The organism is Actinacidiphila alni (assembly GCF_900112845.1).
GTDB classification, from domain to species: Bacteria; Actinomycetota; Actinomycetes; order Streptomycetales; family Streptomycetaceae; genus Actinacidiphila; species Actinacidiphila alni.
Genome location: NZ_FONG01000005.1, coordinates 395,637 through 410,057, shown reverse-complemented (window position 1 = coordinate 410,057; position 14,421 = coordinate 395,637). Strand labels below are relative to the sequence as shown.

Sequence of the window (14,421 nt, the reverse complement as noted above, 5' to 3'; positions counted from 1 at the left end):
GGTTCGAGGCCCCATCGGGGCCGGGGGTGCGCCTGGACGCCGGGGTGGAATCGGGCAGTGTGATCGGTCCGGCGTGGGACTCGCTGCTGGCCAAGCTGATCGTGACCGGTGCGACCCGACAGCAGGCGTTGCAGCGTGCCGCCCGGGCGCTGGGCGAGTTCACGGTGGAGGGGATGGCGACCGCGATCCCCTTCCACCGGGCGGTCGTGGTCGACCCGGCGTTCGCCACCGACGACGGCACCCCGTTCACGGTCCACACCCGGTGGATCGAGACGGAGTTCACCAACACCATCCCCCCCTTCACCGGCGGCGCGGTCTCCGATGATGAGGAGGCGGCCGGGCGGGAGACAGTGGTCGTCGAGGTCGGCGGCAAGCGCCTTGAGGTGTCGCTGCCGGCGTCGCTGGGCATGACGCTGGCCCGTACCGCCGCAGCCGGCGGTGCCAAGCCCAAGCGGCGTACCGCGGTCAAGGCGGGTGCGGCGGTGTCGGGGGACGCGTTGCCCTCGCCGATGCAGGGCACCATCGTGAAGGTCGCCGTCGAGGAGGGCCAGCAGGTCACCGCGGGAGACCTGATCGTGGTCCTGGAAGCGATGAAGATGGAACAACCGCTGAACGCCCACCGCTCCGGCACCGTCATCGGCCTGAAAGCCGAAGTCGGCACCTCCGTCTCCTCCGGCGCCGTCATCTGCGAGATCAAGGACTGACGACACGTTCGGGTGAAACGAACGCCGGTGGGGCTGGTCCTGACGACCAGCCCCACCGGCGTTTGTCCGTACGACCGCATGAGCCGTACGTACGGTCGTACGTCCGCGGCGTCGATACGGTCAGCGGCGCAGGACCGGGGCCTTCGGGGAGCGCAGGGCCAGGACGAGGGCGACGGACAGGCCGGTGAAGACGGCGGCGGCGGTGAAGGCCGCGGTGGCGCCGTCGATGAACGGCTCCTTGTGCGAGTGCCGGGACACCGTGCCGAAGACCGTGACCAGGATGGACAGGCCGAGGCTGCCGCCGACCTGCTGCATCGTCTGGAGCAGCCCGGACGCGGAACCCGCCTCCTTCGGCTCGACGCCGGACAGGATGAAGGTGTTGAGCGGCATCATCGTGAAGCCGACGCCGACACCGATCAGGATCAGCGGGCCGAGGATGCCGCCCGCGTAGCCGTCGGACGCCGTGAGCGTGGCCAGCCAGACCGTACCGCCGACGTTGAGCAGCCCGCCGGTCGCGGCGACGCGCTTGGCGCCGTAACGGGCCAGCGCCCGCGGGGCGATGCGGGCGGCGGCGAACAGCGGCCCGGCCAGCGGCAGGAAGGCGAAGCCGGTACGCAGCGGGCTGTAGTGCAGATACGTCTGGAGGTACTGGGTGGAGAAGTAGAACACCCCGAACATCCCGGCGGGGACCAGCAGCATGATCCCGTACGCCAGCGCGCGGTTGCGGTTGAGGAAGAGCCGCAGCACAACCAGCGGGCGCTCCACGCGCGTCTCGTTGATCAGGAACGAGACCAGCAGCGCGGCGGCGACGGCGAAGGTGGTGAGGGCGCGCGGGTCGGTCCAGTGGCTCTCGCCGACCCGGATGAACGCGTAGACCAGCGAGGCCATGCCGAGGGTGCCGGTGAGCGCGCCCGCGATGTCGAACCGGCCGCCGGGGTGCCGTTCGGTCTCCTTGATGTAGCGCGGGGCGAGCAGCACGATGGCGATGCCCACGGGGACGTTGACGAAGAAGACCCAGCGCCAGGAGCCCCAGTCGGTGAGCATGCCGCCGACGGTCAGGCCGATCGCCGAGCCGGCGCCGGAAATCGCGGAGAAGACGCTCAGCGCGCGGTTGCGCTCCGTGCCCTCGGAGAAGGAGGTCGCGATCAGCGCCAGCGTGCTCGGCGCGGCCAGTGCCGCGGCGGCGCCCTGGAGGCCGCGGGCGATCAGCAGGGTCGTGGAGTCATTGGCGACGCCACCGGCGACCGAGGCCACGGTGAAGGCGCCGACGCCCCAGACGAGCGCTCTGCGGCGGCCGATCAGGTCGCCGATCCGGCTGCCGAGCAGCAGCAGGCCGCCGAAGGCCAGCGTGTAGACGTTGAGCACCCAGGACATGCCGGTCGGCGAGAAACCGAGATGGGTGCCGATACCCGGCAGGGCGACGTTCACCACGGTGGCGTCGAGCAGCAGCATCAACTGCGTGCCGACGATGGCCACGAGGGCGATGAACGGACGCCCGCGGGAGGGGGACGGAGTGCGGGTGGTGGTGGAAAAATCGCGTACAGCGGGTGTGGACATGCTGAGTGAGCCTCCTGCGGAGAGCAAAAAACGGAGGTTGCCTCCGAAAACTATACGGAGACACCCTCCGGTTCTACAATCGCTTTCGGGGATCGCTCGGAGACGGCCCGGGAACGACCCGGAGTTCGGCACGTCAGGAGGCACGACGACATGCGGGCAGACGCGCAGCGGAACTACGACCGCTTGCTGGAGGAGGCCACGCAGGCGTTCATGGTGCACGGCACCGAGGTGGCACTGGAGGACATCGCGCGGCACGCGGGCGTCGGCATCGGCACGCTCTACCGGCACTTCCCCGACCGCTACACCCTGATGAACGCGGTCTTCGAGCAGGAGGTCGTGAAGATCAACGACCGGGCGCGCGAACTGCTGGACGCACCGGACCCGGTGGAGGCGCTCACCGACTGGCTGCGCACGGTGGGCGTGCACTCCACCGCCTACCGCGGCCTGGCGCACGCCATCATGTCGGCGCCGGACGCGAAGATGCCCGCGTGCAAGACGCTGCTGCGCTCGGCCGGCGACACACTGCTCCAGCGCGCGAAGGACGCGGGCGCGGTCCGTACCGACACCACCATCGGCGACCTGCTGAAGCTGACCAACGCGATCGTGCTGACCGCCGAGAACAACCGTGACGACAAGGGGCTGTTCGGCCGCCTGATGACGCTGGCCGTGGACGGCCTGCGCACCCGCGAGACCGCACCGGCAACGGCCGGGTGAGCCACCGGCGCATCACGGCCGGGTGAGACCCCGGCCCGGCACGGCCGCCGGACCGGCCCGCACCCGCACGACGCGCCGGGTGAAAAATCGTATCTCCGCCAGAAGAGGACGGGACGGGAGCCTAGCGGCGGCGGACGTCCGCGAGGCGTGGGGTCGGGTCGCCGGCGCCGCCCGTCAGGGGCTGGGCGCTGCGCAGGGGCTGCGGCCGCCGGGGTCCCGGCAGGGGCTGGTCGTGGCGCGGACGTCCGGCGGCGATGGCGTCCGCGCCGGTCAGCGGCGCCACGGTGATCTGCACACCGCGGTCGGCGAGTGCCTGGAGTTCGGTACCGGCGCGTTCGTCACCGCCGGGCGGCTCGTCGGTCACCAGATGCGTGATCAGGTCGGTGGGCACGGTCTGGAACATCGTGTCGGTGCCGAGCTTGGTGTGGTCGGCGAGGACCACCACCTCGGCGGCCGACTGCACCAGCGCCCGGTCGACGCTCGCGGAGAGCATGTTGGACGTGGACAGGCCGCGCTCGGCGGTCAGGCCAGCGCCGGACAGGAAGGCGCGCGAGACCCGCAGCCCTTGCAGGGACTGCTCGGCACCGCTGCCCACCAGGCCGTAGTTCGACCCGCGCAGCGTGCCGCCGGTCATCACCACCTCGACCCGGTTGGCGTGCGCCAACGCCTGGGCGACGAGCAGGGAGTTGGTGACCACGGTCAGCCCCGGCACCCGCGCGAGCCGCCGGGCCAGCTCCTGCGTGGTGGTTCCCGCGCCGACGACGATGGCCTCGCCCTCGTCCACGAGATCGGCCGCGAGTTCGGCGATGGCCGATTTCTCCGCGGTCGCCAGATGGGATTTCTGCGGGAAGCCGGACTCTCTGGTGAAGCCTCCGGGCAGCACCGCACCGCCGTGCCGGCGGTCCAGCAGTCCTTCGGCCTCCAGCGCGCGCACGTCCCGGCGTACGGTCACTTCTGAGGTCTGGACGACGCGGGCGAGTTCACGGAGCGAGACCGCTCCGTTGGCCCGCACCATTTCGAGGATCAATTGGCGACGTTCTGCAGCGAACACGAAACCGACAGTAACGCCAACGTCCGTCTTGTTTCAGCACTTTGCACCGGATGACGGAAGTCGTGCACAAAAGAGACCGCCAAGTGCTATAGGCCGACCGTGCGTTCGTCACCCCATTACTGAGGGCCGGTCAGCCCCGGCACCGACGGGAGGTCAGCCCTGGTCGGCCTCGGCGGTCTTGCGGGTGTGCAGCTGGCGCGCCACCTCGGCGACCGACCCGGACAGCGACGGGTAGACGGTGAAGGCGTTGGCGATCTGCTCGACCGTCAGATTGTTGTCGACGGCGATCGAGATCGGGTGGATCAGCTCGCTGGCCTTGGGCGCGACCACCACTCCCCCGACCACGATGCCGGTGCCGGGACGGCAGAACAGCTTCACGAAACCGTCCCTGATGCCCTGCATCTTGGCCCGCGGATTGCGCAGCAGCGGCAGCTTCACCACATTCGCCACGATCCGCTTGTTGTCCACGTCGGCCTGCGTGTAGCCGACGGTCGCGATCTCGGGGTCGGTGAAGACGTTGGAGGAGACCGTCTTGAGATTGAGCGGGGCCACCGCGTCGCCGAGGAAGTGGTACATCGCGATCCGGCCCTGCATGGCGGCGACCGACGCGAGCGCGAAGATCCCCGTCACGTCGCCGGCCGCGTACACGCCGGGCGCGCTCGTCCGGGACACCTTGTCGGTCCAGATGTGCCCGGAGCCGGTCAGCTTCACGCCCGACTCCTCCAGACCCATGCCGGAGGTGTTCGGGATCGCGCCGACCGCCATCAGGCAGTGCGTGCCGGTGATCACCCGGCCGTCGGCGAGGGCGACCTCGACGCGGTCGCCGATCCGCTTGACGGACTGGGCGCGGGAGCGGGCCATGACGTTCATGCCGCGGCGGCGGAAGACGTCCTCCAGAACGGCGGCGGCGTCCGGGTCCTCACCGGGCAGCACGCGGTCGCGGGAGGAGACCAGGGTGACAGTGGAGCCGAGCGCCTGGTAGGCGCCCGCGAACTCGGCGCCGGTCACACCCGAGCCGACCACGATCAGCTCTTCCGGCAGCTCGTCCAGGTCGTAGACCTGCGTCCAGTTCAGGATGCGCTCGCCGTCGGGCAGCGCGTCCTCCAGTTCGCGCGGGCGCGCGCCGGTCGCGACCAGGACGGCGTCGGCGGTCAGCCGCTCGGTCGTGCCGTCGGCGGCCTCGACCACCACGCAGCGGCTGCCGTCGGCCGCGGTCTGGCAGCCGTCGAGCCGGCCGCGCCCGCGCATCACCCGGGCGCCGGCCCGGGTCACGGCGGCGGTGATGTCGTGCGACTGGGCCAGCGCGAGGCGCTTGACGCGGCGGTTGACCTTGCCGAGGTCCACGCCGACGACGCGGGCGGAGCGCTCCAGCGGCGGGGTGTCGTCGGCAACGATGATGCCCAGCTCCTCGTACGAGGAGTCGAACGTCGTCATCACCTCGGCGGTCGCGATGAGGGTCTTGGAGGGGACGCAGTCGGTGAGCACCGACGCCCCGCCCAGGCCGTCGCAGTCCACGACGGTCACCTCCGCGCCGAGCTGCGCTGCCACCAGCGCAGCCTCGTAGCCGCCGGGTCCGCCACCGATGATCACGATCCTTGTCACGTACCCCATTGTCCCGCACGCGCCAAGTGTTCTCCGCCACGGGGCACCGTTGACCGGTCACAGCGTCGTCACGGTACGGCCACCGCGCTCCCGTACCCTCGTGCTCATGTCGCTCTACGCCGCCTACGCAAGCAACCTCGACGCGCGGCTGATGACGCGCCGCGCCCCGCACTCCCCGCAGCGCGGCACCGGCTGGCTGGACGGCTGGCGGCTCACCTTCGGCGGCGAGCAGATGGGGTGGGAGGGGGCGCTCGCCACTCTCGTGGAGGACCCGGACAGCCAGGTCTTCGTCGGGCTCTACGATCTCGCGCCGGTCGACGAGGAGTCGCTCGACCGCTGGGAGGGCGTTCCACTGGGGATGTACCGGCGCACCACCGTGCGGGTGCACACGCTCGACGGGGACGCTGCCGCGTGGGCGTACGTCCTGAACGACTACGAGGGCGGGCTGCCCTCGGCGCGCTATCTGGGTGAGCTCGCGGACGCCGCGGAGTCGGCGGGGGCGCCGCACGACTATGTGATGGAGCTTCGGAAGCGGCCCTGCTGACGGCTACGCGCCGTGGGCTTCCCCCGCCGTCGCCGGCCTCGCGCCCGGTGGGGGCTTGTCGCGCAGTTCCCCGCGCCCCTGAAAAACGCGTGCCCTTCTTCCGGGGAGAAGCCGAGCCCCGAAGGGGCGCGGGGAACTGCGCGCTCGGGCGGCGCGGGCTCGCGGGCGGGTACGGCGCAGAGGGGGAACGGCGGGTGGCCGGGCGCCGCCGGGCCGCGGGCGGGGTCGTGGGGACGTACCGCGGAGGGAAACCGCACCGTACAAGCTCAGGGCAGCGTCTACGCGCGTAGGCCCGGACAGGTTACGCTCATGCGCGTGAACGATTTCGTGAACCCCGATCCTTATGCCGCGGCGGACGCCGCCGCTGTCCGGCTGCGCGAGCTGACCGGCGCCGACGCGCACGACGTCGCGCTGGTCATGGGCTCGGGCTGGGTGCCCGCCGCCGACGAGCTGGGCGCGGCGGAGTGCGAGCTGCCGGTGACCGATCTGCCCGGATTCCCGGAGCCCGCGGTGGCGGGCCACTCCGGAAAGGTCCGCTCGGTACGCATCGGCGGGACCCGCGCCCTGATCTTCCTGGGCCGCACCCACCTGTACGAGGGCCGGGGCGTCGCGAGCGTCGTGCACGGTGTGCGGACCGCGGTCGCGGCCGGCTGCAAGACGGTGGTGCTCACCAACGGCTGCGGCGGCCTGCGCCCCGGCTTCCGCCCCGGCCAGCCGGTGCTGATCAGCGACCACATCAACATGACGGCCACCTCCCCGATCGTCGGCGCGAACTTCGTCGACCTCACCGACCTCTACTCGCCGCGGCTGCGCGCCCTGTGCCGCGAGGTGGACCCGTCGTTGGAGGAGGGCGTGTACGTGCAGCTGCCCGGGCCGCACTACGAGACCCCGGCGGAGATCGGGATGGTGCGGGCGATCGGCGGCGACCTCGTCGGCATGTCGACCGGCCTTGAGGCGATCGCGGCCCGCGAGGCGGGCGCCGAGGTGCTGGGCATTTCGCTGGTCACCAATCTGGCGGCCGGCATGACGGGCGAGCCCCTCAACCACGAGGAGGTCCTGGAGGCGGGCCGCGAGTCCGCCACCCGGATGGGTTCGCTGCTCGGCCGGGTACTCGGCAGGCTGTGAAGAGCGCGCACCCGGGTACGTACGGAGGGGGCGCGACCGAGATGGATCCCGACGCGGAACGGAGAGCGGCGATGGCGGGCGGTACGGACGACGGCCGTGGGCTGATCGAGCGGGCCCGCGCGTGGCTCGCGGAGGACCCGGACCCGCGCACGCGGGCCGAGCTGACCGCGGTGCTGGACGCGGCGGACACCGGCGACGCGGCCGCGCTCGCCGACCTGGCGGACCGATTCGCCGGCACCCTGCAGTTCGGCACCGCGGGGCTGCGCGGCGAGCTGGGCGCCGGGCCGATGCGGATGAACCGCGTCGTGGTGATCAGGGCCGCGGCCGGCCTGGCCGCGTATCTGCGCGAGAAGGGCGCGGAAGGACCGGTCGTGGTCGGCTACGACGCCCGGCACAATTCGTACGACTTCGCGCGCGACACCGTGGCCGTGATGACCGGCGCCGGGCTGTCCGCGGCGCTGCTGCCGTCCCCGCTGCCGACGCCCGTCCTGGCCTTCGCCATACGGCACTTGGGCGCCTCGGCCGGTGTGATGGTGACCGCGAGCCACAATCCGCCGCAGGACAACGGCTACAAGGTCTATCTGGGCGACGGTTCGCAGATCGTGCCGCCCGCCGACGCGGAGATCGCCGCGCACATCGCGGCGGTCGGCCCGCTCGCGGACGTGCCGCTGGCGACCAGCGGCTGGCGGATGCTCGGCCCCGAGGTGACCGAGGCGTATCTGGACCGGGCCGCGGGTGTGGTCGCGCCGGGCGGCGCGCGGGACGTGTCCGTGGTCTACACGCCGATGCACGGGGTCGGGCTGCGCACCGCGATGGCGGCCTTCGCGCGGGCCGGTTTCCCCGCGCCGACGCCGGTCGCCGAACAGGCCGAGCCGGACCCGGACTTCCCGACCGTGGCCTTCCCCAACCCGGAGGAGCCGGGCGCGATGGACCTGGCGTTCAAGTGCGCCCAGTCCGTCGGCCCCGACGTCGTGATCGCCAACGACCCGGACGCCGACCGCTGCGCCGTCGCCGTACCCGACCGGGACGCCCCGGCGGGCTGGCGGATGCTGCGCGGCGACGAACTGGGCGCGCTGCTCGCCGTCCACCTGGTGCGTACGGGCGGGGCGGTGGCCGGGCGCGACACCTTCGCGGCGAGCATCGTCTCCTCCTCGCTGCTGTCGAAGATCGCGGCGCGCGCGGGCCTGGCGTACCGCGACACGCTGACCGGCTTCAAGTGGATCGCCCGCGTCGAGGGCCTGCGCTACGGGTACGAGGAGGCGCTCGGCTACTGCGTCGACCCGGCCGGTGTGCGGGACAAGGACGGCATGACGGCGGCGCTGCTGGTCGCGGAGCTGGCCGCGACGCTGAAGCGGGACTCGCGCACCCTGTCCGACCTGCTGGACGACATCGCGCTCGACCACGGTCTGCACGCCACCGACCAGCTCTCGGCGCGGGTCGCGGACCTGTCGCTGATCGCGGACGCGATGGCGCGGCTGCGCGAGCGGCCCCCGGCCGCGCTCGCCGGGCTCGCGGTCGCCTCGGCGGAGGACCTCGCCGAGGGCAGCGCCGATCTGCCGCCGACGGACGGGCTGCGCTACCGCCTGGCGGGCGCCGGGGCCGTGGAGTCGGCGCGGGTGATCGTCCGGCCGAGCGGCACCGAGCCGAAGCTGAAGTGCTACCTGGAGGTCGTGGTGCCGGTCGCTTCCGCGGCGGGGCTGGGCGCGGCCCGGCGCACCGCCGACGAGGTGCTGGCGGCACTGAAGACGGACTTCGCGGCGGCGGCCGGCATCTGACGGGACGTCAATACGTGGGCGCCGTGCGCCGGTTCGGAGTGCCGGGCGCCGGTTCGGTCGCGGGCCGGCGGGCGGCCGGTATCTGACGACGGGCCGTGGCGCCCCGGGTCGCGTCGGCGTCCTGACGCCGGCGCGTGCGCGCCCGCGTCCCGGCGGTGACGCGCACGCGTTCTTGTCAGGTACGTACCAATCCCCTACCGTCGACGATGGGAGCGCGACCATCGTCGACCCGCCAGCGACCCGCCAACGGCCGTCCGAGCAACGGAGGTTCCGATGACGTCCTCAATCCTGCGACCGGCGCGCCTGGTCGGCGTCGCGCTCGCGGCCCTGCTGTCCCTGCTGGTCCTCCCGGCGCCCGCCCACGCCGGCACCTGGGGAGCGCCGCAGACCGTCAACTCCTGGAACGTGATCAACGGCCGGTGGACCGCCAACAACGAACTGGAGACGTACACGCCCAGTTGCGTCTGGTACGACGGCGGCACCTTGATGATCAAGACCTACCGGGCGGCCGACGGCACGTACTACTCGGGCCGCGTGGAGTCCAAGGCCCTCTACGGCTACGGCACTTACCGCTTCACCGCGAACATGCCCAACGGCCGGGGGCTGCTGCCCGCGGTGTGGGCGGCCTATCTCCAGCCGTGGCTGCCCGAGATGGACGCGGCGGAGATCGTCGGCTCCGACCCGGGCAATGTGCACCAGACCTTCCACGACACCAGCAACGCGCAGACGCAGTGGACGAAGTACAACGCGGCGGGCTGGACCAACACCTTCCACACCTACTCGTTCAGCTGGTGGCCCGACCACATCGACTTCGCGGTGGACGAGGTCTACCAGGGCACCAAGTGGTACACCACGGCACCCGGCGTGGGCATGCACTTCATCGTCAACACCGCGGTCGGCGGCGACTGGCCGGGCAACCCGGACTCCTCGACCTGGGCCACGGCGGACGGCGCGCGCTATCTGAAGGTCTCCGCGATCACGTACACGCCGTATTACCCGTAAGACGCGTTCCGGGGTTCACGGGTCCCGCGCCCCGGTGGGAGGGCGCGGGGCTCAGCCGCCTGAGAGGACGCGGGGCTCAGCCGCCGACGGCCAGCAGCACGACCAGGACGACCAGGCCGGCCACGGCCGGGGCGATCACCTCGTACGCCCAGCGGATCGTCGTCCCCTGCCGGCCGCCCTCGCCGTCGGCCGCACCGACGCCACCGGCGTCACCGTCGCCGCCGTGCCGTTCGCGCAGCTCGCGCAGGTCCTCGATGGCCTGGTCGGACGTCGAGCGGATGGTGCCGTCGCCGGACAGCGACGGGGTCGGGCGGCGGCGGACCGGCATCCCGAACGGGTCGTCGCCCGCGGCCTTGGCCCGGGCGTCCTGGCGGGCGGCGCGCTTGCGGGCGCGCAGGGACACCGGGATGGCCCACAGCTGGTACTTCTTGTCGCCGGAGAACAGCTCGTTGGAGAAGGAGGCCCGCAGCGAGTCGACCGCGGACCACGGCAGCGTGATCGTCCGGAAGGGGTTGCGGATCCTGATCCGCTCCTCGCCCGCGTAGACCGCGGGCCGCAGGGTGAAGGCGACGATCAGCGGGACCACGAGCAGCAGCGTGGCCAGCGCGAGCCACGGGGCGTGGCCGGAGCCGTTGACCACGGCGTCGCCGCCCAGCCAGCCCGCGAGCACCAGCAGCAGCACGCCTCCGCAGACTCCGGCCGTCGAGCGGTAGACGCGGTCGGCGTACTGCGGGCGGGCGGGTTCCGCGGTGGCCCGGGCGGGCGGTCGGTCGTTGGAGCTCGTCATAAGGCCCGATTGTGCCTGACGCCCGTCCCGGGCTCGGCCACGACCCGATTGCGGTCGCGCATCGGTCCCGGCGGTCGCGTTTCCGGGGCGGGGCGGTCGCGTACCGGGGCCGATGGTCGCGTACCGGGGGTGGCGGGTCGCTACGCGCGTAGATATGCTGATGTGGTGACCATGTCTTCGCCCCTGCCCTCGTCGGCCCCACCGTCGTCGCCCCCGGCCTCGTCCTCGGCCTCGTCCCCGTCCGTGCCGTCGCCCGTACCCGCCTACGCGCCCGACGCCGCGGGCCGGCTGGCGGCGCTGTCGGACGTGACCGCCTCCGACAGGGCGCTCCGCCGCTTCCTGCACGGACTGCCCGGCGTGGACGCGGTCGGCCTCGAAGCCCGGGCCGCCGGCCTCGGCACCCGTTCGATCAAGACGACGGCGAAGGCGTACGCCATCGACCTCGCGATCTCGATGATCGACCTGACCACGCTCGAGGGCGCGGACACCCCGGGCAAGGTCCGGGCGCTGTGCGCCAAGGGCATCCAGCCGGATCCGACGGACCGTACGACGCCCAAGGTCGCGGCGATCTGCGTCTACCCGGACATGGTCGCCACCGCCAAGGAGGCGCTCGGCGACTCCGGCATCCACGTCGCGTCGGTGGCCACCGCCTTCCCCGCGGGCCGCACCGCACTGCCGGTCAAGCTCGCCGACACCGCGGACGCGGTCGCGGCCGGCGCCGACGAGATCGACATGGTGATCGACCGCGGCGCCTTCCTGTCCGGCCGCTACCTGGAGGTCTTCGAGGAGATCCGGGCGGTCAAGCAGGCGTGCGTGCGGGCCGACAAGAGCGTCGCCCACCTGAAGGTGATCTTCGAGAACGGCGAGCTGGCGACGTACGACAACATCCGCCGCTGCTCCTGGCTGGCGATGCTCGCGGGCGCGGACTTCATCAAGACCTCGACCGGCAAGGTCGCGGTCAACGCGACCCCGCCGAACACGCTGCTGATGCTGGAGGCGGTACGCGACTTCCGCGCGACGGTCGGCGTGCAGGTCGGGGTGAAGCCGGCCGGCGGCATCCGGACGTCGAAGGACGCGATCAAGTACCTGGTGATGGTCAACGAGACGCTCGGCGACGACTGGCTGTCCCCCGACTGGTTCCGCTTCGGCGCCTCCAGCCTGCTCAACGACTTGCTGATGCAGCGTCAGAAGCTCAGCACCGGCCGGTACTCCGGTCCCGATTACGTGACGGTGGACTGATCATGGCTTTCGAGTACGCCCCCGCGCCGGAATCGCGTTCCGTCGTGGACCTCGCCCCCTCCTACGGGCTGTTCATCGACGGCGAGTTCACCGACGCCGCCGACGGCACCGTCTTCAAGTCCGTGTCGCCGTCCACCGAGGAGGTCCTCGCCGAGGTGGCGCGGGCCGGTGAGGCCGATGTCGACCGCGCGGTGAAGGCCGCACGCAAGGCGTTCACGTCGTGGTCCGCGCTGCCCGGCGCCGAGCGCGGCAAGTACCTCTTCCGGATCGCCCGGATCGTCCAGGAGCGCTCGCGCGAGCTGGCCGTGCTGGAGTCGCTGGACAACGGCAAGCCGATCCGCGAGACCCGTGACGTGGATCTGCCGCTGGTCGCCGCGCACTTCTTCTACTACGCGGGCTGGGCCGACAAGCTCTCCTACGCAGGCTACGGTCCTGACCCGAAGCCGCTGGGCGTGGCCGGCCAGGTCATCCCGTGGAACTTCCCGCTGCTGATGCTCGCCTGGAAGATCGCCCCGGCGCTGGCCGCGGGCAACACCGTGGTGCTCAAGCCCGCCGAGACGACCCCGCTGTCGGCGCTGTTCTTCGCCGACGTGTGCCGCCAGGCGGGACTGCCCCGCGGTGTCGTCAACATCCTTCCCGGGTACGGCGACGCGGGCGCGGCCCTGGTCGCGCACGAGGGCGTGGACAAGGTCGCCTTCACCGGTTCGACGGAGGTCGGCAAGGCCATCGCCCGTACGGTCGCGGGCACGGACAAGAAGGTCACGCTCGAACTGGGCGGCAAGGCGGCGAACATCGTCTTCGACGACGCCCCGATCGACCAGGCCGTCGAGGGCATCGTCAACGGCATCTTCTTCAACCAGGGCCATGTCTGCTGCGCGGGCTCCCGGCTGCTGGTGCAGGAGTCGGTGCAGGACGAGGTGCTGGACGCGCTCAAGCGGCGGATGGCGACGCTGCGGGTCGGCGACCCGCTGGACAAGAACACCGACATCGGCGCGATCAACTCGCCCGAGCAGCTGGCCCGGATCACCGCGCTGGCCGAGGCGGGCGAGGCGGAGGGGGCGCAGCGCTGGGCCCCGGCCTGCGAACTCCCCTCCGCCGGCTACTGGTTCGCGCCGACGCTCTTCACCGGCGTCACCCAGGCGCACCGGATCGCGCGCGAGGAGATCTTCGGTCCCGTGCTGTCGGTGCTGACCTTCCGCACCCCGGCGGAGGCCGTCGAGAAGGCCAACAACACGCCGTACGGCCTGTCGGCCGGCATCTGGACGGAGAAGGGTTCGCGCATCCTGTCGATGGCGAACAAGCTCAAGGCCGGTGTGGTGTGGGCCAATACGTTCAACAAGTTCGATCCGACCTCGCCGTTCGGCGGCTACAAGGAGTCCGGCTACGGCCGGGAGGGCGGCCGGCACGGCCTGGAGGGTTATCTCGATGTCTGAGCAGAGTCGACTGTCGGTGTTCAAGACCTACAAGCTGTACGTCGGGGGTAAATTCCCCCGCTCCGAGAGCGGCCGGGTGTACGAGGTGACGGACTCCAAGGGCGGTTCGTGGCTGGCCAACGCGCCGCAGGCGAGCCGCAAGGACGCGCGGGACGCGGTGGTCGCGGCCCGCAAGGCGTTCGGCGGCTGGTCGGGCGCGACGGCGTACAACCGCGGCCAGGTGCTGTACCGCGTCGCGGAGATGCTGGAGGGGCGGCGCGAGCAGTTCGTCCGCGAGGTCGCGGAGGCGGAGGGCCTGTCCAAGAGCAAGGCGGGCGCCGCCGTGGACGCGGCGGTCGACCGCTGGGTCTGGTACGCGGGCTGGACCGACAAGATCGCCCAGGTGGTAGGGGGCGCCAACCCGGTGGCCGGTCCTTACTTCAACCTCTCCACCCCCGAACCGACCGGCGTGGTCGCCGTCCTGGCCCCGCAGGACTCCTCCCTGCTCGGCCTCGTCTCGGTCCTCGCCCCGGTGATCGCCACCGGCAGCACCGCGGTGGTCGTCGCCTCCGAGGCCGCCCCGCTCCCCGCTCTCTCTTTCGGCGAGGTCCTGGCCACCTCCGACGTCCCCGGCGGCGTCGTCAACATCCTCTCCGGCCGCACCGCGGAACTCGCCACCCCCCTCGCCTCCCACCAGGACGTCAACGCCCTCGACCTCACCGGCGCTTCCGTCGATCTCGCCCGCACCCTGGAAGAAGCCGCCGCCGACAACCTGAAGCGCGTCCGCCGCCCCGCCCCCGAAGACTGGTCCACCGACCCGGGCACGTCCCGCCTCACGGCGTGGCTGGAGACAAAAACGGTCTGGCACCCGATCGGGGTGTGACGACGACGCCCCTGGCCCCGGCGCGG

Annotated in this window: 13 protein-coding genes; 9 read left to right on the top strand and 4 right to left on the bottom strand. The window is 71.9% G+C overall.

From position 1 onward, the window contains the following. Nucleotides 1-704, top strand: a 704-nt coding sequence (locus BM076_RS11705) for a biotin/lipoyl-containing protein (RefSeq protein WP_143120553.1), incomplete at its 5' end; no start/stop codon positions are given. 120 nt (nucleotides 705-824) lie between these two features. Here the strand turns inward: BM076_RS11705 and BM076_RS11700 are convergent. Further along, complete coding sequence (locus BM076_RS11700) at nucleotides 825-2,261, bottom strand: MFS transporter (RefSeq protein ID WP_093713373.1); 1,437 nt, start codon at nucleotides 2,259-2,261, stop codon at nucleotides 825-827. 150 nt (nucleotides 2,262-2,411) lie between these two features. Between BM076_RS11700 and BM076_RS11695 the strand changes: the two genes are divergently transcribed. Continuing rightward, nucleotides 2,412-2,975, top strand: coding sequence for a TetR/AcrR family transcriptional regulator (locus BM076_RS11695; protein ID WP_093713372.1), 564 nt, complete (start codon nucleotides 2,412-2,414; stop codon nucleotides 2,973-2,975). A gap of 121 nt (nucleotides 2,976-3,096) precedes the next feature. On the opposite strand, the gene BM076_RS11690 is transcribed toward BM076_RS11695, so the two are convergent. Continuing rightward, entirely contained in the window at nucleotides 3,097-4,026 is a 930-nt protein-coding gene (locus tag BM076_RS11690; protein WP_093713371.1) for a DeoR/GlpR family DNA-binding transcription regulator, read from the bottom strand. A gap of 153 nt (nucleotides 4,027-4,179) precedes the next feature. Further along, the gene (locus BM076_RS11685) at nucleotides 4,180-5,637 is read right to left on the bottom strand and encodes an NAD(P)H-quinone dehydrogenase (RefSeq protein WP_093713370.1); all 1,458 of its coding nucleotides are present in this window, start codon (nucleotides 5,635-5,637) and stop codon (nucleotides 4,180-4,182) included. Between the two features lie 97 nt (nucleotides 5,638-5,734). Between BM076_RS11685 and BM076_RS11680 the strand changes: the two genes are divergently transcribed. From BM076_RS11680 to BM076_RS11665, 4 genes are all read left to right on the top strand, one after another. Beyond that, nucleotides 5,735-6,172: a gamma-glutamylcyclotransferase gene (locus tag BM076_RS11680; RefSeq protein ID WP_093713369.1), complete on the top strand. Its 438-nt coding sequence runs from the start codon at nucleotides 5,735-5,737 to the stop codon at nucleotides 6,170-6,172. A 309-nt stretch (nucleotides 6,173-6,481) separates the two neighbouring features. Beyond that, entirely contained in the window at nucleotides 6,482-7,297 is an 816-nt protein-coding gene (locus BM076_RS11675; RefSeq protein ID WP_093713368.1) for a purine-nucleoside phosphorylase, read from the top strand. Nucleotides 7,298-7,368: 71 nt separating this feature from the next. Further along, nucleotides 7,369-9,072 (top strand): phospho-sugar mutase, encoded by a 1,704-nt coding sequence (locus BM076_RS11670; protein WP_093713367.1) that lies wholly within the window; start codon nucleotides 7,369-7,371, stop codon nucleotides 9,070-9,072. Nucleotides 9,073-9,345: 273 nt separating this feature from the next. Next, a complete protein-coding gene (locus tag BM076_RS11665) occupies nucleotides 9,346-10,074 on the top strand; it encodes a glycoside hydrolase family 16 protein (protein ID WP_093713366.1) in 729 nt (242 codons plus the stop codon). A 76-nt stretch (nucleotides 10,075-10,150) separates the two neighbouring features. Here the strand turns inward: BM076_RS11665 and BM076_RS11660 are convergent, their stop codons facing one another. Beyond that, nucleotides 10,151-10,861 (bottom strand): PH domain-containing protein, encoded by a 711-nt coding sequence (locus BM076_RS11660; RefSeq protein ID WP_093713365.1) that lies wholly within the window; start codon nucleotides 10,859-10,861, stop codon nucleotides 10,151-10,153. Nucleotides 10,862-11,158: 297 nt separating this feature from the next. Between BM076_RS11660 and deoC the strand changes: the two genes are divergently transcribed. Genes deoC through BM076_RS11645 form a run of 3 tightly spaced genes read left to right on the top strand, consistent with a single transcriptional unit; the run spans nucleotide 11,159 to nucleotide 14,395 of the window. Next, nucleotides 11,159-12,100 (top strand): deoxyribose-phosphate aldolase, encoded by a 942-nt coding sequence (gene deoC / locus BM076_RS11655; RefSeq protein ID WP_245795992.1) that lies wholly within the window; start codon nucleotides 11,159-11,161, stop codon nucleotides 12,098-12,100. Between the two features lie 2 nt (nucleotides 12,101-12,102). After that, nucleotides 12,103-13,533 carry an aldehyde dehydrogenase family protein gene (locus tag BM076_RS11650; protein WP_093713364.1) on the top strand — a complete coding sequence of 477 codons (1,431 nt, stop codon included), beginning with the start codon at nucleotides 12,103-12,105 and terminating at the stop codon, nucleotides 13,531-13,533. Beyond that, a complete protein-coding gene (locus tag BM076_RS11645; protein WP_093713363.1) occupies nucleotides 13,526-14,395 on the top strand; it encodes an aldehyde dehydrogenase family protein in 870 nt (289 codons plus the stop codon). The genes BM076_RS11650 and BM076_RS11645 overlap by 8 nt, the downstream gene beginning before the upstream one ends. The last annotated feature ends 26 nt before the right edge of the window (nucleotides 14,396-14,421 follow it).